Annotated in this window: 19 protein-coding genes; all 19 read right to left on the bottom strand. The window is 44.8% G+C overall.

The genetic code is table 11. The features are described 5' to 3' along the window. Positions 1-831 carry a GIY-YIG nuclease family protein gene (locus tag ACRQV7_RS01325; protein ID WP_444659119.1) on the bottom strand — a complete coding sequence of 277 codons (831 nt, stop codon included), beginning with the start codon at positions 829-831 and terminating at the stop codon, positions 1-3. 34 nt (positions 832-865) lie between these two features. Further along, complete coding sequence (locus ACRQV7_RS01330) at positions 866-1,567, bottom strand: hypothetical protein (protein WP_444659120.1); 702 nt, start codon at positions 1,565-1,567, stop codon at positions 866-868. Beyond that, positions 1,560-3,008, bottom strand: a complete 1,449-nt coding sequence (locus tag ACRQV7_RS01335; protein WP_444659121.1) for a PglZ domain-containing protein — start codon at positions 3,006-3,008, stop codon at positions 1,560-1,562. The genes ACRQV7_RS01330 and ACRQV7_RS01335 overlap by 8 nt, the downstream gene beginning before the upstream one ends. A gap of 5 nt (positions 3,009-3,013) precedes the next feature. Then, positions 3,014-5,683 carry a DEAD/DEAH box helicase gene (locus tag ACRQV7_RS01340; RefSeq protein ID WP_444659122.1) on the bottom strand — a complete coding sequence of 890 codons (2,670 nt, stop codon included), beginning with the start codon at positions 5,681-5,683 and terminating at the stop codon, positions 3,014-3,016. A gap of 3 nt (positions 5,684-5,686) precedes the next feature. Further along, positions 5,687-8,089 (bottom strand): AAA family ATPase, encoded by a 2,403-nt coding sequence (locus ACRQV7_RS01345; RefSeq protein WP_444659123.1) that lies wholly within the window; start codon positions 8,087-8,089, stop codon positions 5,687-5,689. Between the two features lie 172 nt (positions 8,090-8,261). Then, a complete protein-coding gene (locus ACRQV7_RS01350) occupies positions 8,262-8,816 on the bottom strand; it encodes a Cap15 family cyclic dinucleotide receptor domain-containing protein (protein WP_444659124.1) in 555 nt (184 codons plus the stop codon). Between the two features lie 11 nt (positions 8,817-8,827). Beyond that, positions 8,828-9,820 carry a nucleotidyltransferase domain-containing protein gene (locus ACRQV7_RS01355; RefSeq protein WP_444659125.1) on the bottom strand — a complete coding sequence of 331 codons (993 nt, stop codon included), beginning with the start codon at positions 9,818-9,820 and terminating at the stop codon, positions 8,828-8,830. A gap of 20 nt (positions 9,821-9,840) precedes the next feature. Further along, positions 9,841-12,414 carry a DNA methyltransferase gene (locus ACRQV7_RS01360; RefSeq protein ID WP_444659126.1) on the bottom strand — a complete coding sequence of 858 codons (2,574 nt, stop codon included), beginning with the start codon at positions 12,412-12,414 and terminating at the stop codon, positions 9,841-9,843. 12 nt (positions 12,415-12,426) lie between these two features. After that, entirely contained in the window at positions 12,427-16,104 is a 3,678-nt protein-coding gene (locus tag ACRQV7_RS01365) for a DUF6079 family protein (RefSeq protein WP_444659127.1), read from the bottom strand. A gap of 11 nt (positions 16,105-16,115) precedes the next feature. Continuing rightward, complete coding sequence (gene brxF, locus ACRQV7_RS01370) at positions 16,116-16,562, bottom strand: BREX-3 system P-loop-containing protein BrxF (protein WP_444659128.1); 447 nt, start codon at positions 16,560-16,562, stop codon at positions 16,116-16,118. Positions 16,563-16,648: 86 nt separating this feature from the next. After that, entirely contained in the window at positions 16,649-16,861 is a 213-nt protein-coding gene (locus ACRQV7_RS01375; RefSeq protein ID WP_444659129.1) for a helix-turn-helix domain-containing protein, read from the bottom strand. Between the two features lie 433 nt (positions 16,862-17,294). Beyond that, positions 17,295-18,668: a relaxase/mobilization nuclease domain-containing protein gene (locus ACRQV7_RS01380; protein ID WP_444659130.1), complete on the bottom strand. Its 1,374-nt coding sequence runs from the start codon at positions 18,666-18,668 to the stop codon at positions 17,295-17,297. Continuing rightward, entirely contained in the window at positions 18,629-18,958 is a 330-nt protein-coding gene (locus tag ACRQV7_RS01385) for a plasmid mobilization protein (RefSeq protein WP_444659131.1), read from the bottom strand. The genes ACRQV7_RS01380 and ACRQV7_RS01385 overlap by 40 nt, the downstream gene beginning before the upstream one ends. A gap of 260 nt (positions 18,959-19,218) precedes the next feature. Continuing rightward, the gene (locus tag ACRQV7_RS01390) at positions 19,219-19,866 is read right to left on the bottom strand and encodes a vWA domain-containing protein (protein WP_444659132.1); all 648 of its coding nucleotides are present in this window, start codon (positions 19,864-19,866) and stop codon (positions 19,219-19,221) included. 100 nt (positions 19,867-19,966) lie between these two features. Further along, the gene (locus tag ACRQV7_RS01395) at positions 19,967-20,383 is read right to left on the bottom strand and encodes a hypothetical protein (RefSeq protein WP_444659133.1); all 417 of its coding nucleotides are present in this window, start codon (positions 20,381-20,383) and stop codon (positions 19,967-19,969) included. Then, positions 20,380-21,885, bottom strand: coding sequence for a Y-family DNA polymerase (locus ACRQV7_RS01400; RefSeq protein WP_444659134.1), 1,506 nt, complete (start codon positions 21,883-21,885; stop codon positions 20,380-20,382). The genes ACRQV7_RS01395 and ACRQV7_RS01400 overlap by 4 nt, the downstream gene beginning before the upstream one ends. Positions 21,886-21,922: 37 nt before the next feature. Further along, complete coding sequence (locus ACRQV7_RS01405) at positions 21,923-22,642, bottom strand: AAA family ATPase (RefSeq protein ID WP_444659135.1); 720 nt, start codon at positions 22,640-22,642, stop codon at positions 21,923-21,925. A gap of 5 nt (positions 22,643-22,647) precedes the next feature. After that, positions 22,648-23,670, bottom strand: a complete 1,023-nt coding sequence (locus ACRQV7_RS01410; protein WP_444659136.1) for an O-acetyl-ADP-ribose deacetylase — start codon at positions 23,668-23,670, stop codon at positions 22,648-22,650. Between the two features lie 13 nt (positions 23,671-23,683). Then, a complete protein-coding gene (locus ACRQV7_RS01415; protein WP_444659137.1) occupies positions 23,684-23,893 on the bottom strand; it encodes a hypothetical protein in 210 nt (69 codons plus the stop codon). Positions 23,894-23,914: the final 21 nt, after the last annotated feature.

Below are 23,914 nucleotides of genomic sequence, written 5' to 3' on the forward strand. Positions count from 1 at the left end.
CTAATTGCAGTTGTATCCCCATTTTCTGCTTTGTAGTGTATCCTTCCACCAAGATTCTCTTTGTAGGATAAACTGGTCATCAACTTTTGCATTATAATTTTCCAGAATTGAGTATTGAAAGTTTTCCTTTACATATTCAAACCCTTTGGTTTTTACAAGCTCAACAAGTTCTTTGTTTCCTCCGTGACCATTAGCAACATACGAACTCCATCTTTGGAGAAGCATTCCATAGCTACTTGTAGCAGAGCCGACATAGAGCTTTCCTGTTGCCTTATCAGTAATCAAGTAGACAGCCTTTTGATTTTCAAGTGCAGCAACCCAGTCTCTTTTCCCATTTCCAATTATTGAAGCCAGTTGAGAATAAGAAAGCCTAACGTTATCATATCCGGGGAAATCCTCTCCGTCAAATATTGAAGGTAGCACTTGATTGACGATTAGCTCATCTTTTACTTCTGAATAGTATCGCCCCTGTGCCATTGTAGTCTTGTGATATTTGATAATCAGCCGTCCAAAGTATGGACGATACTGTTCTATTTCTTCACCTTCATAATTGATTCCATCATAGATTCCCAATTCTTTGGTAACCCTTTTTATTGTCGTAAGAAGCCACATCTCGTCAGAGAGTTTGAGAAGGCAGACAGCGATTTGTCCGACATAAAAATATCGTTGTTTATTCCTCCAAAACAACCATTGTGAATTGATTATTTCAGGGTTTTTCTGATACTCGTCCATAGGATTTGTGCTTCCATTGAATTGGTTAAATTTTACTTTAATGTTTGCCATATCGTCTTCATGAAAATGAAGAATGTCATTTATAAGGATTAACTCCAAGTCTTCATCATCCTCTCTATACGGAACGGCCCCTTTATGACATCAAAACAGCTTTCCCACCGAAGTTCGTCAGTGTGAAGCATCCAGCATTGTATATCCATTCATGCGTGACATCAAATATAAACGGAAACATTTGCGGTGTAGATGCAATCTCTGATATTTCGTAATACGCTTTTTGCTTTTGAGTCAGAATAGTCATTACAATAATCTTAATGCTGTCTTCATCGAGAATTGGAACCTGCTGAATACGATAGACTCCGGTTTTTTCTTTGCAGAGAGTGCCAAAATCAACTAATGTGCGCAAGATATTCTTTACCGGCACATCGAGGGTAGTTCGTTCGCCCCAAGACTCATAGAGCTTTTCCTTTACCCATGCAGTAGTGAATTCATCTTGAATGTGAGATATTTTCCCAATTAGTGTTGCTATGTCAGCAAAGATCGGATATGACAGGGAAAGCATACACCAATGAAGAGCAAGTTTACTTGCTTTTCCCGTTTTATATGCTTCCAAAGCTGCTGCACGAACATCAGCCGATTCCTGTGAATCAACTATCCATGTGTTGATAAGAGATTCACGAGTCTTTCTAAGAGATGTTGGACTATCAATTTCAAAGGAAAGATACTCATTGAGATCAGCTTTGATTTCATCGACAGATTTTCCGTCAAGAAGAAGCTCGACAGTTCTATTGAGCCATTCAATTTTTACTGGACGAGCCAGCCCTACCATTTTAGCCATTGTGTTTACTCCTAATCTTGATGAATGGCACGATTACTTCCTCTATCGAGATGCCGCCGTGCGTCATAACATCCTCGTCTTTATTATCAAACGACGTATCGCCTTTGCATATCAGGTATTGATACGATTTGTTCATGTAATACCCCGGATACACTATCGTTCTGTCCCTGAGATCATCCGAAACTTCGGCGAAGTCCTTCAATACAATCATTCGCTTCGATTTGGTTTCTGTCTCTACACCGGTGCGTTTAATTGTCCCTCCGCCCATACAATGCGTATTTCCGTGATCAGCGGTCAAATAGACAGAAAATCCACTTTCCAGTAATGAGCTTATAAGGCTTTGCAATTTGCCTGTTTTAGCGAGCAACGTTACATCGTTAAACATGCCTTGGCGTCCCTGCATCTGCCCATGAACCATATCATCAATGTCGTTTATGATTATTGCGGCAAAACGGACAAGGGGACCGGGCAGCGCATCATAGCCTCGCGCATAAAACGTCTGTTGCTTCGTGTACCCGTGTTCTGATGCAGCATTATAGAAGCCGGATTCCTCTTTTGCGAGAGAAAAAGGATCACTTAACTGTTGCGGATATTTACCGCTCAATAAGCTCTGTCTGGAAATGCTCGTCGTTGTTGGGATCATAGCAAATGAACAGTTGTAGTCATACTCGAAATCTGAGAAGTATTTCGACATTATCTCAAAGTCGAACAAAGACATGCCATCCGCTACAATGATTGCTGCTTTCCCTCCGGCAATCATGTCTATTGTTTTTGGAAGAATCGAAGGAGCATTTTTCGCAACCATGCCAGATAGTTTTTGGTATCCGTCAAAGATAAAACGCTCAAATTCATTGTCTATTGTAAGCGGACTTCGTTCTTTTCCAATACTCGCAGCATAAACACCAAGCTTGGCATTCTTCTTCGCAATACAAATCCAATCAAAATACGAAGAAGCGTTCTTAGCTTCTTTAAGTAAATCGGCGTCTCGTGAGGCAATGAACGGAGAAATGGCTGCTTTTGTAAGAACTTTTTGCTCTATGAAATGTCGTGTCTGGACCTCCGTTTTTTGTTCCTCATATAAAGAGTCATATACATAATCAATCAGTTCAATGTCATTCAAATGCTCAAGAAGTACAGCAGAATTAAGCTTTGGGTAAAGCGCATCCAAAGACAGTTCAACTTCATAGAATGCTGTTTTGATGTCATAAGGAATGTACATGTGACTGCGGGAGATGATGGCTGCTTTTGCCTTAGTGCCTCTCAGGTTGTTTTCATACGTCAGCCTGAAAGTCTCTATATCATCATAAAGAATTACTTCGTACCCCGCATCAATCAGCATTTGGGCATAGTCAAAGACACTGCTAAAAGAATTCATTTCATGAATTAGCAAGCGGTTCTCGTATTCTACTGATAGCAGCGTTCGTATCCGTTCTTCAATCATCTGTATCACTCCATGTGTACGAGAATTTCCAGCCGGAAGTCAGGACATATTTGTTTCCCAGCTTCGTAAGCAGCATCCATCTCAGCACTCTCTACGGCTAAAGAGTGTAGCTTGTAAGTTCTAATGTTGTCAATTCCTATATGTTTAGCAGCATCAATTCTGAGATTGAGCGCATAACGGTATTTCTTGTGATTCTCTTCATTCTTTTGCTCGTATTCGCACTTCATTTCAACGAAAGAATCGTATGCGTATTCTTGTGAAGCCGTAAGCAGCTTTTCAAGAAAATCCGGGGCGATAACAGAACCTTCACTGGTTTGAATGGATTTCGTGTCATCAAGCACTGCTTCCCAAATGCGTTTTCCCGCCATCGGGCGAAGAATGCCGCTTTCATTGATAAAGACCGGCACGGTTTTCCCACTGCTACCATCGGCGGCAACAGATAGATGCCATAGCATGAAATATCCTTTTTCGTTGGGGAAATCTTGTATGGTCACGTTGAGAATGGCGGCATTGGGATCCTGCGCAATTTCCTTTTTCAAATGCCGGACAATGATCTCATCGTTGATGCCGTAATTATCAATCGGCAAATGGGGATTGCCCATAGAACTTTCGTAGTAGGCTACCATGGAGCGCAGAGCTGCTTCAATGTCAAATGAGGAATCCATACCAACGAAAGAGGACAGGTCCTTATCTTCGTGAATCAAGTCCTTGATTCGCATCGTGTTTTTGACCTGCGTTTTCAGGTCCTCTTCAATGGGTTTAATATTATACTCTACACTCTTTGGACTGCGGATGGAGTTCATATAAGCATCTGTGAAATTGACTCCTGCTGTCTCACTGTCCAGAACATCCGCATATTTATCAATACCGATTTCCTTCAAGATGACGGCAAGCTTCTCTTCCAGAACACCCTTTACGCGGCTTTCTACGGTGTCAGCCAAAATGAAGTTATATACTTCCACATCGCGTTGTTGACCAATACGATCAACACGACCGATGCGTTGTTCGATTTTCATTGGATTCCACGGAAGGTCATAGTTAATCACGCAGTTGGAAAACTGCAAGTTAAGGCCTTCACCGCCAGCGTCAGTTGAGATCAGAATGTTGGTTGTCTCTCTGAATTCGGCGAGAACGATGTTTCTCTCTTCAATGCTCAAACTGCCGTTGAGAAGAGAAGTAGAGTATCCTCTTTCAGTAAGAAGTCTGCTGAGATAGTTTTGTGTGCCTACGAACTCAGTGAAAATAATGACTTTACGATCTTTATCTTCGTTAAACAGGTCATCAACGATAGATAGCAACGGCTCTATTTTCACGTCAAGATACTGGTATTCCGCTTGCTGTGCGACAGCGATGATTTCATTCAGACTTGCAATTTCATCTGCAATATCCAGAGAGATGGAAGAGATTGCTTCATCCATACTCTCTTCAAGCTCCATCTCGGCAAACTCAGCTTCCGTCATAGACTCAAATTGAAACGCCTGATCCTCAAGCACATGAACGCGGCGTATCAAGCTCTCCTTAACAGCCGGAGTGCTGCTTGTAACGAGCCTTTGCATCATAATGAGCAGAAATACCACCCACATGTTTTTGCCGCGATTGCGCATGGCTTTATTGTAGTTTTTTGACACATAATTCGACACCATCTCATAGAGCTTGCGCTGCATCGTATGGCGTTCATCCCAGTGAAGTTCGATAATATGTGTGTTGCGGTTCTTAAACAGGACATTGCCGTTATTGTCAATGGCTTCCCGTTTTTCAGTCCGTATGACATAAGGCGCGACCTGCTCTTTTACGACAGCCTTCATGTTTGGGAAGGCTTTTTCGTCCACAAGCCTGATTAAGCGAAGAAACGGCTCCGTCTTCCCATTATGCGGTGTCGCGGTAAGCATAAGAAGGTATGGACTTGCCTGAGAAAGAAGGCTGCCCAGTTTATATCTTGCAACTTCACCGGTACTTCCGGCTACTCTGTGCGCCTCATCAATTACAATCAAGTCCCACCCGCTGTTGATGATGGAATAGATTCGCTCTTCGTTATACTTCTCAATACGCTCTTCTGTCCAGCCGACACGTTTTTCAAGCGGTTTGATCGAATCCATTGGAGAGATCACCTGATCGAACTGCCCATAGACATCATCGTTATCTGTTATCTTTCGGATTGTGTCATAGTCTTCCGGCAAAATGACGTGGAACTTCTCATCGAATTTCTCCTGCATTTCGAGGCTCCACTGCGTAACCAGACCGGTAGGGCAAACAACGAGTATGCGTTTGGTCAGTCCGCGAGCTTTAAGCTCTTTGATGATAAGCCCTGCTTCGATTGTTTTGCCAAGTCCGACCTCATCCGCAAGTATGTATCTGACGCTGTTTGTGGATACGGCTCTATTCAGAACGTGCATTTGATGAGGAAGGGGGATAATTCCGCTGGACAGCTTTGAGAGGATGCCTTCGGAGGTTTCGCTTTTGATTTTTGCAAGCATGGCGACATAACGCAGATAATACTCGTTGCTGTGGTCCTTATGGGCTTCCTGCGTCAGTGCATCTGCCGGAAGCTTGTACACTGCTCCGGTGATCGGATTGAAGACCTTATAGGACACAAAGCCCCAGACCGTGGTAATATCCACGATCTGAACACGGTCGTTATTCTTGCTATCAAAAGCGTAATCCCCGATTTTGAACATAGGTTATGCCTCCGCAGTTCCGTCTAATAGCGGCATTGTTGTTTCGGTTACTATACCAAGGCTATTTAGGAATCCCTTATATTGCTCAGGATCTTCCTTTATCTTTTCAAGAATGATATTGGCTACACGAATAATCTCCGCTTTGTCTACTGGACACAAAGCCTTTTCTACGGCTCCTTGAAGGTGGGAGTATTCGTTAATTACCCGACCCACAACGGTAGCAGTGGCATCGTTGGCAAAGAAGAGTTTGAGCCGGTTTTCAAGGTTGTACTCATTCTTGTCTTCATATGGGTACTTGAAATACAAATAGCTTTCAAGAAACTTTCTCGCATTGTTACCAAAGTCATAGATAACGTCGTAATTTGTGTCGTCTGCGGAGTCAAGTTTGGCACACTCATATATTCGTGAGAAAAGATAGTTAAACTCGGTTCCGTATTGTTGCATATATTTCGGCATTTCGCGGATAACAGCATGGTCCGAGATGCGATCAATAACCCAATACTTTTTCTCCTTTGCCTTTACATTGCCAAGTCTACGAAGATATTTCAGGAACTCCAAATTATGCGTTGAGATAAATGTTTGTTCAGCAATGCCTTTCTGCATTATCTCGGTGGAGAGAAGACTAAATAAGTAAAAGATATGATTATCGTCCAGACTGCTAATTGGATCATCAATCCAAATAATCGGCTTTTTCCCGTCAGTGCTTGTGTCATGAAGCTTCGCAACAAAATAACAGAATGCTACAAGACTGCATTCCCCCTCACTGAGATTGTAAGCTGTCTTGCCATTTCGCACGACATCAAAGCGGATTGTCTTCCCTGAAATATCTGAGATTGGAAGTAAAGAAATGTCGTGATGACCAAAATGAGAACTTAGATACCCGTTTACAGCGTCAGCTCCTTTTGCCTCATCGTTCATCTGATTTCGTTTTTCATCAATTTTCTCTATGTATGTGGTTATCTTTGTTCTAATCTCATCTACAATTGCATTTTTGGCAGTAAGATTCTCCATTTTTCTGGAAATTTCAGATGTTCTTTCTGAATAAGCTATTTCGTCTGTGAAAGAACGGACAGCATGAAGCCTGAGTGCTTTTTGCGACTGCACTCGCTTGCTACCTATGGTTTTCCCGTATCCGTTTGCTTCACCCCTGAGTGTTTCACATGCCTTGACGGTTTCAGCATAGTCCGTTGAAAGATCAAGAGGCGGAACGAAGTCTGCTGGTATTGTAATTGCTGTTCTCCGTTTTTCAAGTTGTAAGAGTATCTTGCCAATTTCATCACACATACATTGCACAGTTGTATGATGATTATCACGGCACTGAATAAATCTACTATGAAATGAGGTGTACAAATCATCATTCTTCCAAATGAATTGGCTGTTAAGCGCAGCTATTAGCTGATTCAGCCGTTCTTCCATTGTAGAAATGTCTGCCTTTAACTGCTGGGTTTCCTCATCAAAATGTGCTTTCAGTGTTTCCCATCTTGTGTCTGTTATTGGAGCGCCGCAAAATGCGCATGTTACTCTGCCGGAATTTAATTTACAGCCTTCCTCGACCCATTTGTTTAATGCAAAATCATTCACTAATTCCTGAATTTTTGTGGATTCTCCGATTTTTCGAGCTAACAATTCTCTCGTATCATCGCACAATGAAGCATAATCAAATATAATATTAGGCAACGGTGGCAGTTCCGGTCTGGCCACATCCGTTAGCTCAGCTTCAAATAAAGCCACCTGTGCATCCGTCAAAACGATATACGAAGGAGCAATAACAGTTGCAATCTCTTCTTTTAACTTGGTTATGTTATAGTTTTGATCACCAAAACGATTTGACTGATATTTTATTCCTCCTGGATTCTTGATGGCCTTATCAGATAACTGCTTGTCAAACGCATCTTCGTCTGTTTTCAGAGCCGCTTTAGCTTCCGCTGCATCGGCTTTTGCTTTCACCAATTCGGCGTATAATCCAGTTTCTCGTCCAGGCTGGCTGCTACCCAGAACGTCTTCTATATCTTTGATCTCGGCAGACAGTATGCCATTGTCGTCGCCAAGAATAGGAAACGGAGATATTTCACCGTTTTGATCTCTCATAAAGGTAAGATTTGCCCTAACAAAATCCTCATTAAAGACGCGAAAAGCAATATGTGTTTGCAAATCATCGCTACTCAATACAGTTCCGTCGCTCATTGTCAGGGCAAAACTTGGATGCTCATATCTGGGGGGAAGTGTATGAGTTTCAAAGGCTCGAACCACTCTGGAAATGGATGTTTTACCAGAGTAGTTCCTGCCATAAATAATATTCAATATTCCAAAAGACAAAGGACGCCCAGCATCATCAACAACAGACTTGTCCCATTCAAAATCTTTGAAAACCGCCAAGTCTTTTATTGACGATATTTTTTCTATCACAGCAGGTCACCTTCTTTTAATAAGTTTACACATGTCCCAGCTGATATTGTAGTACATGAGCGGCTTGTCATTTTTTTATGATTTGTTTGGGAAGACGCTCGCCAATATTATCTACAATTTGAATGCAATCTTTTTTTCACTGCCAAAAGCGAAATCTCCAAATTTGAACATGTTACTCTTTCCTACTCGCAATCCACTCAATATCACCTAAAGTCTGGCTGGTAGTCCAATACTTACCTTGCATTTTCTCGCATTTCTTAGTCAGTACAATCCGGCAAGTTCCATATTGTACAGGGTTTGTCTTTTGAGTTACTGCCGAAGGATTTGTGATGTATGAGTAGTACAAGACGCTTTCCCCATTCTCATCTATTATCTCACCAACGATCGAATTGCTTGAGTTTATGTCTGTTTTTGTTGTTATGCGAACAGATAACCATGTTTGCTTTACTGATATGTCGATTTTCTTACTTGAGACATCCTTCTTCAACAAGTACGTGATCATTCCATCATAGTGCTTTTTTAATACAGGGGGACGATTCCAAGGGATAACCTTCCATAGAAACCTCTCGTATAGCACGAACAGGATACTCACTCCCGATATGGCGTACCCTATGTAGGAACCATATTCGTCAATACTCACCGGTTTTTTTATGAAACAGCATAAAACGAAGATAACAACGGCGACAAGGATGATCGGCTTAATCAGTTTCTTTACATGAGAATCCAAGAGCAGTCCTCCTATTCGTATTCGTAAAAAGATGATAGGGCATCAATAAACGAACATAGGTTATTGTATGATACTTCATCAGCACACAACGGTTTAATATCGTTTGCTTCCTTGTATGATTTATAAGACGCCTTACTCGCCTTTAGTTTCTGAATAAGCATGTAAAAGACGTAAACCTTGCGGTATTTTACTCCATTATCAACATACCATTGGTCTTCAACATTCCATAGCAAGGATTCCAGCAAGAATGAACTCACACTGCTTGCTGCGCTCTTGTAAGTTGAGTAGTAGCTGTCTTCCATTAAGAATCGCATTTTTTTCATGATCCGAACAAACTTTTTATAATACCCATTTGTGCTATTGTTTTTTGCTCGACCATTGGCAATGTGCTGTTCGGGATAATTTATTATTCTCCAGCCACTATCAGGAGTGATGACAATACCACCAATGAAGTTACTCTCATTCTTAGTGTAGTCGCTCCTGTAGTCTCTGTATCTTCTACATGGCACCGTGTCCGCGTCTTTACGATAAGTGTTCCCATGTACTTTTATGGACTTGTTTTTGCGTTCCACATCAGAACCGAACTTATTCTCCAAGCATTCCTGCACTTCATCCTTGAAGGATTTAGGAGCTGGCGGTACAGTCGAAAAGTTATAGTCTGAATCAGACTGAGGGTACATGCTGCTTGAGCCTCTGTACTCCGTAGTAAAGACTTCTTCTTGAACAACAGCAATATCAACGTCACTCTGAGCTCTCACATTGGTATTGTTTGCGTAAGAACCCTGAATGAACAGCTTGATCTTCCGCTTATAGTCATTCGACCGCAAACTGATGGAGTAAGCATAAGTATCGGGATGAAGTAGAGCAATGTCTTTTCCGTCGTCTGTAAATCCCAGCGGCTTCAAGGCATCCCGAACCATCCGTATTGCATTTTTACATTGTTCATCTTCGGTTGCGCTTAACGGTTGAGAATATGAATTAAGGTTATCCTCGGTAAACTTCATCAGATGCCCTCCTTATCTGCTTACACACGACCTAAACTGATGTCATAGTACATGAGCAATTTGTCATCCTCCTGAATGATCTGTTCGGGAAGGCGCTCGGCGGTATCTACGATGAGCTTGTAGTTCTTATCTGCCCACAGCTTCGCAAAGCCCACGCGAACCGCTTCGGCACGGAACAGCTTGAGCTTACCTTTAGTAGCAAGATAGCCTTCAAATTCTTTGAGCAGCTTCTTTTCACGGAGCTTGGCAACGTCCGCTTCCTTCGTCACATCGGGGATATACCATTTGCCTTCGTCATCCTGCAAGAAGTTTTCTTCCAGCAGGACGGACAGCTCCGGCATGTCCTCAAACTTGTCGATGGACTTGATCTCTTTCATAAATTCAGGTTGAATTGTCTGATATGTCTGCGGTGTTTCAAGCTGCTGATAGAGCCAAGCAATGGCGGATTTCTCATTAGTTACGAAAAGCTGAAACTGAATTGGCTCAACATCATTCTTAATGCGGGCAGTATCGTATTCGTTGACCTGATCGGTAAGGAAGTACATGCCATCTCGTGTTAGAAATTTTTCATCAAGCCCGCGATAAAACTCTGTGGCATCAAGTGGAACTGTAATCCCATTCATTATGTGATATGCAACCATGCGATCATATAGCAAAAAGGCTTGCCTTTCTACAATCAATTCGATTTTCCCACTTTTGCTTACTACAACTGGCAATTTTTCAAGGTGCTGACGTACAAATTCCCATGCAGTATCCTTTGTCCCGGCTTTGGCCAAAAATGCTTTTGTAAAGCTTTCTTGCGGCTTATATGCAGAAATTACCAAATCTTGTTTTACTGCACCGGTGGTAGTGACTTGCTTAAAACTACCTTGTTGTTTATCGAGCGTTCTAACATCGGCGATTATAAAGCCTGCTTGGAGTAAAGCTTGCTGTATTGCATTCCAAACAGCATTTTTCGAGTTGTGAAATTCTATTGTCATCCATCTGTTAGGTTTTAGGATTCTATAAAACTCTTTGAAACACCGCTCAACAAGTTTTTGGTAGTCAACTAACGCTTTGTGCTGACTTGTACTAATAATTGCTTCATCTTGAGAATTTGTGTAAACTTTCAACCATACTTCCCACAAGAAATTGCTTTCCGAATACATGATGTTATCTCCAAAAGGAGGATCAATGAAAATATAGTCGATAGTATTAGGAGGGATGTTTGGCATGGCATCGCTACTTTGGGTGGTAATGATTGTGTTACCCTGTCCAAATTCTGAGGCATAATAGAATTTCTTAATGTCGTCAACCTTGTTGCGAAATCCATTAAATACATTCAGTTCAGGATAGAGTGAAGGAATATAGAGCATGCCAGTGATTGGACCGGGAGCCATTTTCAAAGACGGGAGCCATTTGTTTGTTCGATTAAGACGCGACATACATCCGGTAAATGCAAACATCAAAGCTTGCCTTGTGCGATCATGACTGCAAAGCTGTATCTGATTGTATAGCTCACTCAAAACCAATAGGTTGCGTTTTGTATAAAAATGATGCGCATATGAAAAGCCCTTATGGTAACCACTTCTGAAAATATCTCCCCATTTCCCATCTTTGAACATCATTTTTGCTGTGGGAATATGTTGATTGAGTAGAGAAATCCCGTCTATTTTTTGCAAAACAGAATAATCATTAGCATCAAGCTCTTCTTCGTACTTTTTTCCATTATAGCGAACAAGCTTGAACACTGGGACTTGACAAGCACGAGTTACATTCTGCTTTGTTAATTCATCATAGTATGTTTCTTCTTTCCTCTGCGCCTGTGATTTAGATATTTCGACATGGCAATGCGGACAGTTAAACTTACTCTTTACTTTCCCATTTTCGTCAACGCCATACGTGAAAAACACTACATCGCAACCGCAATGCGGGCATATGAGGACGGAAGACCAAACAGTGTTCGTGATTTCGCCAATACTATCCTTTTCAAACAACGTGGATGGTGCTTCTTTTGGCTTTGCCGTTGCATAAACCCATTTGTATTGTTCTTCACATGCCTGCAACACGCGGTCAGCTTCTTTAGAAAAATCATCGATATCGAATCCATCATTGTGATTATGAGCAATATATGTAGCCGCCACGGCAATATCGTTGAGTACTGCTTTTCGCTGCCCCCAGATTATATTCTTGTTATCAGCCTCAATTACTGCTCTAAAGTCTTCATCAGGATGTCCACATTTTTGAGCAGCAACACCCGTCATACCTGTGCCACAGAATCCATCAAAAACAATCGCGCCAGGTTGAGTATAGTGGAGAATGTAACGCATAATAGCCTTATATGGAACTTTTGTATGATAGCTGTGAGCATTGTAGATTGCATCGTTCTTACCTTCACTTACATCAGCAGCAAAAGGCTCTCTGTGATAATCGTCCGTTGCCTCATCGTAAGGCTTTCCGTTTTCCTTGATGAAATCAGCAATAAACGGGTTCGGACAAGCCGTATAATTAGGTGCATCGGACAGCGCAATGATGTCCTCATCCTTGCCGATGGGGAAGCCTTCAATATCGCGGACCTTATCAATGTCCTCTTTGGTCAGCTTTCTTCTTTCCATGTCTTTGTCTCCTTATCTCTTAACGACAATGCGAAGCTTCTCCGCATCCTTGCCCTTTGTGTAGGCACTGAGAACATCGTTCATGCGGCTTTTGAAGGTTACCACGTCGCACGGGCCGAGCGCATCCAGCTTGTCAATTAGCTCATCGGCTGGGATAGATACCGGTTCAAAGCCTTCGAGCAACGTGTTGACGGCTTCTACGAAGAATGTATCAACCTTTTCTGGCAGGGCCTTGGTTTTGATGAAGGTGTCGATCACGGTGCGCTGCTGGGAGCTGAGGTATTTCATCTGCGCTTCCAGAATAGGATCGGAAAGCGTGTTATAAAGCGTCGTTGTCCATTCGTCCGTAAGCGCGTCAATGCGATCCTCGATGGCGTCCAGCTTTCCCTTGACAGGGACTTCATTTTCGCCCATGAGGAAGTTACACTTGGTACAGAAGTGTGTTGTCTTGAGCATATCTGGTGTCAGCTCATAGCATATCTTCAATCCGGCAAGGTCTTTTTCAAGCATGTCAATCTTTGCGGCGGAGAAGATGCTGAGTGTTTTCAGCCTTTTCAGATTAGCCAGTTTAGCGGAACTGATGATCTCGCCTTTGCGTTTGCCATCAGCAACGCCGAGGCGCTTTTTGCTGTGTTCCTCAAAGTAGATGTCTATGTAATGTGCCTTGATTTTGGAAAGCACATCTTTTACGTCAGCAGCAGCATCGTCACCGCTCATTTCTTCTGGGATGTCATCTCTGATCTGACGGAAGCTATCCTTAGCGGTTTCAATTTCATCCTTCATGGTGTTGCCGAGATTCATCGTCTCTATGCTCATGATGTAGGTCACATCGGCAGCGCATTCGGATTTGAATGTGTCATACTCCAAAACGACCTTAACGTTCTGAATGTCATCGGCGATCTGGTCGATCTGCGCCTTCGTGTATGTGAAGTTGGGGAGCTTCGCAACCGTGTTGAATCGTGTGGCGAAGTTGCTGAACATGTCGAGAACGCGCTTGCCGGACTCTCTGTATTTAGATGCAATGTGTTCTGCGATCAGCGGCTCGCCCCAAAGCTCAAAGTCCCCATTGAGACGGCTGGCCGCTTTCACAGCGAGATTCACAATGTCTTTTGTCTTTGCAAGGAGCTGTTCCAGCCCGGCTTCACGCTGCGCCGGATTGTTGATTAGACCGGTGGGCAGTTCAAGAATCTCAAACAGATGGATCAGCTCGGCAAGCTGCACGTCCTTCGGTTTGGAGACATATTTGAATTCATAGATGTCCATCACACTGGTTTTCGGAATGTTGTCAAGGTCGGACGCCGTGATAGAAGAGCCGTTCTTCAAAGCGATCACTGCGTTGCCGGAATAAACAAGTGACAGAAGAACAACGGGCATGATGGCATAGCTGAGCTTGAACTGCTTATCTACATAACCTTCAAAGGTTTCCTCGTAGATGTCGCTGAAATTGATGACAGCACCCGCGGGAAGCTTGTTCAGCTCCTTGATGTAATACTGAGCATACTTCGAGTTGGCGACGGTAATCTTGTCGCCTTCCAGCAAGCCAAAGCTTTCAAGCAATGCGTTTGCCTGTTGACTCTTACGTCCGGCATAGCGGTCAAAACCGGCACGAAGCGTCTCAGCCATATTTTTGAGGGTGATCTGCGTCTTGAAGTGAGGATACAGCGGATACTTTTCGCTGAACCATCCGTCAAGGCAGATGGAGGATACTAAGTCCATAGTCTCCTTGAACGGATTGGAAGCCTTATACTGCCCCTTCATGACTTCAAGAAGCTGCTTCTTTTCGCCTTTGTATGTGACTTCAAAGCAGGTATTCTTGTTTTCGCTGAGATACCGGGTAAGCTTCTTTTTGAAGCCATCTGCTTTTGAACTGTAGGCGCCCTTGTTCTTTTCCTCTGCAAGCTCCTTCATCATGAGCGCGGCAGCATAGAGACGAAGATTGTTCTTGAATTCCTCACTCTGCTTGAATGCAAAGAACACCTCGTCAGCCTTATGCTCGTCGGTATAAGATTCGTTGCCAAAGGGAGGGAGAAAGTAGATGTAGTAGTCTTCGGGAGGCTGCGCGGTAGGGCGGTTCTCCGGCGTTCCGAGGAATAGGTATCCTCTGCGGAAGATGCTGTGAGACGCCCAGTTCAGAGTATGCTCATAAATCTTGAAGTTGGTGACATGCTCTTTGGCGTCCCACTCCAAGCAGTAATAAACAACGTCGTAGAAGTAATTGTTCAGCCGGTCATCGTCCATGACAGCGGCTCTCTGCATGATCTTCTCGTCGTAATCAATGTCCTTCTTGAGATCAAGATAATACTGACCATTCTCTGCGTTGTGCTCGATGAACTGACCGCTTACAGTGGTCATGACGTCCTTCAAGGTAATCTGAATGATAGATTGCAGAGTATCTGAGCTTTGGTCAGGCATTCCTTTCAAGTAAAGGCAAAGATCGTCTCTCAGGTTTTCCGCAGTCAGTCCGGCACGAATACTGATGTCGCCGGTGGTCAGGCGGTGAACGCTCAAAGCATTGATAATCTGAATGGCAAGAGATTTGTAGAGCTTCTTCGGGAAGGCGCGGTTTACGATGTCTTCCAGCATCTCGCTCTTATCAACGACTTCCTTGATGTTCGCGTCGGTTCTCAGCGCAAGGTTTTCCTTGATGAAGCCCCAGTAGGTATCAAAAGAGATGACGCCGGGTGCATCGGAGGTTACTTCCTCGTCGATAATACGGCGGATGATCTCCGAGATGTTCTTGAGAATGTGGCGGTTCTCAATGATATAGATTTTATTGAAAACGTCTATGTAAGAAGGATGGATCGGGAACAAGTCAACATACTCTTCCATGCGCTCCGACATGTTGGAGTAAAGGCTGCAAAACTTCTGCAAGTGTTCGCGGATGAGCGCCTTTTGCTCCGGCGTCTTCTTGAGGATTCTTTCCGAAACAACATAGGCAGTGTCTTCCTTGCGGATGATCACTTGCTCAAAACGGTCCTTGACGCGGTTGAGCGTCTGAGAAACAAAAGCAAAGTTAGGATTGTCAAAGAGCTTTTCCTGAACGCCGAAGATGACTCTCAGACGCGAACTCTTGATAATCTCGCCCAACTCTCGCATGAACCCAAGGTCAAGCTTGACTTCCTGTTCCTTTCTGCCACCGAGATAATCAAGGAACTCATCGACAACAATGAGGTATCCGCGATCAGCATATTTGCTGGCGAAAATCTCCATCATATTCAAAAGGACTTCTTTGTTTGTGATGATGTCTCGTTCGTCGGGGAAAGAGAAAGACAGACCACGATCCTTGAAGTCCTGCTGTACTTTATTCAAAATAATATTACGAAGAGACATCTGTACCGCGCCGATCTCAATTCTGAGAACTTCAAACTTACCGGCAATGCAAGTAGCATCAGAAGCAAACCGCTTGTTCTGGACGCTATTCAAGTAAGAGCTATCACGGGCAACGGCAGAGATAAGGGACATCAAGTGTGATTTACCAGTGCCGTAGTTACCGACAAGAAGGACGCCCTTGTTGTCAACCACTTCATCAAGCCGGAGCTGAGAAAGCATGTTGTTTTTTAGCTTATCTGCCATATCATCGGACATGACATAGCTGCGGACAAGTTCTGCCTCCTTGTCCACATCGTTAGCTGATGTAAGTTGGATAATGCTCTCTATTGGGTTAAAGCTAATTAAGTCGGCGTATTTCATTGAGCTTCCTCCTATTTGACACAGATGAGTGTGTATCGTTCAATTTTATAGTTGTGATAATCGGGGTATTGAGGCTCGGAAAAACACAGGCTGTCTTCCGTAACCGAGCCACACCATTTCACGGCAATATTTTTCGTCCTGGCTGCTTCGCAAAACGCCTTGAGAACATCGAGCTTATAACGTGGGTCAAACAGCATCTCAAAGTCGGTGACGATGACCGACGCGGCTGTTTCTTCCAGCAGGTTTTGAATGACATCCAGCACTTTTGACGGTCGGTCATCAACGCTGAACTTCAATAATGCAGAAGAGACTTCTTTGTTTAGACTAAGCGAAATGTACCCTGCTTCACTGAGCTTTCTCATTACCCGCGGAGCAGAAGAACATAAGACTATCGGAATACCATTCGGTTTGTGAATCAACATTTCACTCGTTATAGACGATGACTTTTTGAAGTCCATACCTGCTCCTTTCCGTGATCGTTTGGGCGCATTCTATATCTAATCCCAAACATATCATATCAGCAATTAAGTCCCAAAAACAGGACTCACTCGGCATCGTCTTCAACGAATTCAACGATGTCTCCGATGTTGCAATTCAAAACAACACAGATTTTATTTAAGGCTTCCATCGACACATACTCGCCCCTGCGGATTTTTGTCATAGTATTTGAGGATAAGCCGGTTTCCTTGCGAAGATCGACCTTGCTCATATCCTTATCAACGAGTATTCTAAAGAGCTTTTTGTAGCTTGCTTTCATGATCTTCACCTCGTAAAAAAGTAGTGGCAAAACACTAAAGGAAATTATATCACAAAAACGCCCTGTTTACAATTGATTACGCTAATAAAATATCAAAGCTCGCCGAAATATCAGAGACAACAAAAATATAATCGCAAACATTAGGAAGCCATTTCTCGATGACTCCCCATGTCACTATTTGTCTCGCATTTGCTTTTTACTATCTTTGCAGTGTAAGCGATAAACTCTTCCGGCATCAGAAGGTCTCCTTCACAGGGAATGCTTTTTCAGTATGCTTTCTGCACCGAATCTTCGCTGCACAGTCCGTTAATCATTGAAAGACATGATGGAGTCCACGAAGGCAACCATGCGCAGAGACGGCAATCTCAGAAAATAAGAAAGCTGAAACACGCAAACCGCCGAAGCCATTAACCGGTTTCGGCGGTCTGTTTTTTTATTCTCTGTTATTGTCCTTGACAACTTCTTGGTCAGCTTCCATGCGATCCTGACCGATACCGAGGATGCTGTCTACATTCCTTTTCATCGTCTCAGTTTTCTTTCTATCCTTGTCCAGCTTGTGTCGTTCATTATAGAGCCGCTGCTGCTCTTGAACAAGTCGCTCCTGCTCTGAGACAAGGGAAGACAGGCTGGGAAGTTTATCGTCCGTCTGCATTGCCTTGAGAGTATCACGGGACGCCTCATAGATCGTGATGTCGGCGGAATGCTGCTTGAAATACTCATCCCGCTTTTTCGCCTTGCGGTATTGGTCATACACCGGCTTGGTGCGCTGATACTGGCTGATGTGCTTGATGAGAAGCTGCACTTGCTTCAATCGTTTTTCGAGTTTCTTTAGATCGCTGCCGGTCTTCTGATATGAGCTTGTCAGGTCAGCCCTTCTTGCTTCAAGGTCCGCATATTTCAGGAGATTATTTTCTGTCAGATAATTGAGCGTTGCCGACGCTTGCTTGAGGTTGTTTATCTTAGCCCAATGCTCGTAGCCTTTGCTCTCCTGAGCCCTTAAACAGTTCTGAATATCAATGATAAGGCTGATGCCCTTGCTGTCCCGACGGGACGCAATACGCCGTGCGCTTCTGCCCTTAATACGCTCTTTGATCCGCTCTTCTGTGTAGTTGTCCCCGATTGTTTTTGCGCGGGTGAACCTCTCCTGACCGGCGGCACGGAAGGAGATGTATTTGCCGGGTTTTATTTCATACCCGGCTTCTTCCATCAGCGTCAGGAAGTCTTCGTAGCCGGATGCTGTGATGACGATCCGGTCAATGGTCATCTTGAGTTTTTGTTTCCAGCTCGTCCCGTTCTTAGCCTCGGTATATTCCTTGTAGCTCTTGCCTTTGCTCTGGCTGGGAGGGATCACCGACAGCCCGTTTTCTTTGCAAAGACGGTCGCTGATTTCCTGCGTTTCGTAGTAAATCTTTTTATAGCTCTTGTATGCGTGGTAGTCTACAAAGTTGACGGCATTGAAGATGATATGATTATGAACATGACCCTTGTCGATGTGCGTTGCAAGAACATACTCGTATTTTCCTTGCAGAACTTCGTCGGCAAATTGCTGCCCGATTTCATGAGCAAGCTCCGGCGAGACTTCTCCGACCGCGAAGGACTGAATCATGTGCCGCGCAATAATCTTTGTCGGATTCATGCCCTGCTGTTCGGCGATCCTGCGCGTCCACTCGAATTCCTTTGCCGCTGTTTCTATGGAGCATCCGAAGGAAGAGACAAGCAGTTTCTCGTCAGTTTTGTCCGGGTTTTCGATGTATGCAAGAGCCTTGCTTATAGTTCCTCTGATTGGTTTGATTTTAGTAATTGCCATATCTGCTTCATCAGCTCCTTCATCTCGGCAAGGTCTTCCTCGTAGCAGTGTCCGGTGGAGTTGACGCGCTTGCATATTTGGTTGAAGTTTGCGCCGATCTTGTTGACCGCAGCCGCGAGCTTTTTCTGCTCCGTGTAGTCGACCTGAATGATGTACCCATCAATCGCCATTTTCCGAAGATAAGCACCCATGTTGTGGGTTTTCATGATCGCCATCTTGTTTTCAATGAGTTCTTTTTCATACTCACTTACCGCAAATCGAATGATTATTGGCCTTGTCCTGTTTGCCATGCTTGTCTGTCCTTTCGTCGTAATTTGAAGGGGTTTGGGGAATCCCAACAAGCTGATTATTTCGATTTAGGGGAGGTATCCTAAATCAAAAATTTCCGTGTGTGGCTACACCGGATTTGCTTGCTATTCGTCTAAATCGTATTCCTGCGCGGGGTTCTCCTCGTAATTCCTCTTCATCTTACAACGGACATTTCGGAGCAGTTTTTTGACATGGAACATAAAAAAGACGCCCATTTCTGAGCGCCTTTCCGATAAAAGCCTTATTTCTTTCTGCTTTCGTAATCCTCGTCAATACGCTGCTTCCATGCCTTGCCGAGTGGACGGCTGCATCTGACGGAACAGATAGCTTCACTGACCACTTCGTAATTGAGCTGCGTTCCCTCGTGATCACTGTGATAGTTGACTGCCCGATCAGCCCCGATGCCAAAGTGCTTTGCCGTCTCAACAGCGTCGATATTCGCGCCGAGAAACAGAAACTCCCAGCCGTATTTGCTCTTTTCTTTTTCGATCATCTGCTTTACCTTATCGCTGGTATAACGGTGACTTGCGTTCTCCATTCCATCGGTGGTGATGACGAACAGCGTATGCTCCGGCACATCCTCCTTGCGGGCATACTTGTGGATGTTCCCGATGTGATGTATAGCTCCGCCGATTGCGTCCAGAAGCGCCGTGCAGCCACGGACAGAATACTCCTTATCCGTCATCGGCGGAATGTCTTTCACATTCACACGGTCATGGATTACCTCACTTACGTTGTCGAACAGGACGGTGGAGATCATCGCGTCGCCGTCAGCTTTCTTCTGCTTTTCGATCATGGAATTGAAGCCGCCTATGGTGTCGGATTCCAGTCCGCTCATGGAACCGCTGCGATCAAGGATGAACACGATCTCGGTTAAGTTCTTCTTCATTTTCAAATCCTCCGTATAAAATGTGGCTGTCCGGTTTCTTTACCTTACAGCCACATTATAGGAGATATTGAATTTTCTTTGGTCGCATGGAAAGCGACAATTAGCAAGGCTCGCCGAAGACATCACAGTCAACATCAATGACCTCATCTATCGGGATCTGCTTTCCGTCACCCATGATGATCATACGCTCATACTCGTCCACTTTTTTCACGGTACCGGCTGCAAGGACATACTTGCCGCCGGTCTTCTTTGTATCTGGGAGGAAGTAGGTTATCTTTGTTTCAGCATCAGGCTGTCCGGTCACAAGCCTCAGCTTTTCGCCGATCTCTTCCTTCTGGCTGTCGTCAAGCTCTATTCTTGCGTCGGTCAGACGCGCGCTCTCTTTGATCGAGGTATCGTATCCGGTCAGCGCAGCGAATGGAGAAAACTGAGCCGCCCTGTCAATGGCAGACATGCGCGGTCTGGTCGAAGAAACATGGTGAGGCAAATGGACGATGTCATCATATTGATCCGTCATGCCTTATGACCTCCGATCTGGCTGTTCCGGTCTTTTGCCGTTGCGCCTTCCTCAAAGTTCATCCCTTTGAGGATCGCGTTTTTGCCGTATCGCTTTTTGATGGTCAGCATAGCAAGCTGCATGGTTCTCTCGCGCTCAAGCTCGGTTTCCTCCGCTTTTCGTTTGGCGTCATCCTCCGCGTAATCGGTGAAAAGGTCAAGCTGCTCGGCTTCCGGCTCCTTAGGCATGGCAGCTTCCTCTATGACATGGTTTGCGGTCACGTTGATGCGTCGGATCAGCAGATTCCTATCTACAATACTGTCAAACAGTTTCGATGCGGCTTCCATGATTCTCTTCGCAGAGGATGTGTGTCTTCCGAGATTTCCCGTTCCGTGAGCGTGCTTCGGAACTTCACGTCCGTAATGGTCTGTCGTGACCGCCCCGTGATACTGCCCTCTGATAGCAGGATCTCTCAGGTTCTCAATATCAAAGCCAATGGTCAGAACGATTTGATCTGTCACCAGCCCTTTATCCACCAGATCAAGCGCAAGCATGTCCGCCATCTCTCGCGTGATCAGCTTCGCTTTTTCAAACGAATAAGGGCAGTGAAGCACCTGCCCGGAGCTGATGCTGTTTGTGCTCGGCCTGTACGCCTTTATCTCCGCGATCGTACAGGGCTCCCAACCCCACGCATGATCGATCAGCAGCTCGGCATTGATGCCGAAGAGCTTATACAGCGTCCCTTCATCGGTCACAGACCGCCGCGCGACATCGCCCATGGTAAACATTCCGTTGGCTTCCAGTTTTTTTGCATAGCCGCTGCCGACCCGCCAAAAATCGGTCAAAGGACGATGCGACCAAAGAGACGTCCGGTAGCTCATTTCATCAAGCTCGGCGATCCTGACGCCGTTTTTATCGGCTTGAAGATGCTTCGCTTCAATATCCATTGCGATCTTACAGAGGTATAAATTCGTGCCGATCCCGGCTGTTGCAGTGATACCGGTCCTGTTGAGCACATCCATGATCATCTTCATCGCAAACTCACGGGCAGTCAGGTGGTATGTTCTGAGATAGCTCGTCGCATCAATGAACACCTCATCAATGGAGTAGACGTGAATATCCTCCGGCGCAACATAGTTGAGATAGACCTGATATATCTTTGTGCTGCATTCCATGTAATGCGCCATCTGCGGTGGCGCTATCACATAATCGAGAGAAAGCTCCGGCGACTCTTTCAATTCTGCGGCGTAGTAAGAGAAACCTGTAAACTTATGGCCGGGCGCTTTCCTCAAACGCTCCGCGTTGACTTCCTTGACCCTCTGCACAACCTCGAACAGCCTTGCGCGTCCTGATATTCCGTGCGCCTTGAGCGAAGGAGAAACAGCAAGGCAGATCGTCTTTTCGGTCCTGCTTGCGTCCGCCACAACGAGGTTAGCGCCGAGCGGATCAAGCCCGCGCTCAATGCACTCGACCGAAGCATAGAAGCTTTTCAGGTCAATGGCGATGTATGTACGGTTTTCCATGCTCCGATCATCTCCTTTTCAAAAGTGTTGTTACAGGTCACTCATTAAGTAAATACTTCATCATTTGCTCAGGACGGTCTATGAACTGTTTTGTGATCTGATAATGCTCTGTCTCTTTGTATAAAACTTGCTGAATTCCTGTATCTGAGAATTGCAGAATCTCTGCTTTCGGATATGCCATCACAATTGGCGAATGGGATGCAATTATGTATTGAGAATTGTTTTCCACAAGATCATTTATAGCTATGATAAGGGACATCAACTTTTGGGGCGACAGAGCTGCTTCTGGCTCGTCAAGCAAGTACAACCCTTTTCCTTCAAATCTGTTTGAAATCAAAGAAAGGAAAGCCTCACCATGCGACTGTTCATGAAAAGATACTCCGCCATATCGCAGCATTGTACTGTTTTCATCAAGATAACTTGCAGTATTGTAAAAGCTCTCGGCTCTGAGGAAAAAACCATCTTTTGGTGCGACCGTCTTAATCGTTGTAATGAATTGGTACAACTCCGAATGAGACTGCTTTGTGGAAAAAGAAAAATCTCGTGAGCCTCCTTCGGCATTAAAGCCCATTGCGACAGCAATTGCTTCAAGAATAGTAGATTTACCCGTACCGTTCTCACCGACAAGAAACGTGACCGGTTTCGTAAAATTAAGCTGCTCTATGGAATTCAGAAACCGTACCACAGGTAAAGAAGATAGGTATGACGATTCTGGCGGCATCTCTCTCAGCCGTATTCCGGTTAGATAGTTTGTCATAGCTCTTACGCTCCCAACAAGCTCTGGTCAAAAGCAAACAGCGCCTCGTTGATCTCAAAGACGTTGTAGTTACCGCTTTGAATAAAGAACTCAATGATAATGTCGAACTTGCTGCTGTGAGAGAGGGCATATCCGGCTTTCATCAGCATATCCTTCGTTTCATCCAGCGGCAGCTCAAGCGCGATGGCGAAGGCAAGCGCCGTCACCTTGCTCGGCTTGTAGTGAACATCGCTCCTGATCTTCGAGAAAAGCTTCCGGTCGATATTGGCTTTTTTATAGCATTCGGCGTCTGTCAGCTTCTCTTCATCAATCTTCCGAAGAAGCATCTGAGAAAAGCTTTCATCGATCTGCTTCATGGCGTCATCCAGACTTGAACCCGGCGCGGATGCTTTCGATGCCATCATCGGCATCGCTTCGAGCCGGTTTTCAACATCGAGAGCAGCGTCCTCTTCGATGAGATTCAGCCTGCGCCGACGCTCTCTTATATTGTCGGTATGTTCCTCTGCGTAATTGTCGTCTATGTATTCCTCAATGTCGGAAAACAGCTTCTCGCCGATCTGATAAGCTTTCCGGTCAAAGATGACGATATAGACCGTCATGTCGTTTTCAAAGAGAAATTCGCTGATTGTATCAATGGCGACCTTCAACGCCTGATCCTTCGGGTATCCGTAAATGCCGGAAGAGATAAGGGGGAAGGCAACGGACTCGCATCCGTTTCCCTTTGCCAAGTCAAGCGAAGTCTTGTAGCAGGAGGTCAGTTTATCTTTCTCGCCGTGTCCGCCGTCCTGCCAGCGCGGACCCACCGCGTGGATCACATACTTACAGGGCAGCTTATAGGCTTTCGTGATCTTTGCACTTCCTGTTTCGCAGCCGCCCAGCGTCCGGCATTCTGCCAGCAGTTCAGGACCGGCGGCACGGTGAATGCAGCCGTCAACACCGCCTCCGCCGAGAAGCGATTTGTTGGCAGCGTTTACGATTGCGTCTACCCTCATTTTTGTGATGTCATTGCGGACTATCTCAAGCGGCATAGCTCATCCTCCGTCAAGCTGTAATTCTGCGGAAGTCTACGGTACGGTTTTTCATTGAGATGCCGTCCACCGAATATCCGTAGTTTGCAGCTTCTTTTTTGTATGTCAGGAAGGAATGGTCGATCTCAAAGCCGATCACTTCCTCAATGCGTTCAAATGACAGTTGCAGGAGCTCACTTCCGTCGCTCTGCAAGAACCTCCACAGCGGCTCATATTTTGACATGACTAAATCGTCCTCTCATAG

This window comes from Caproiciproducens lactatisolvens (genome assembly GCF_052443335.1).
GTDB lineage: Bacteria > Bacillota > Clostridia > Oscillospirales > Acutalibacteraceae > Caproiciproducens.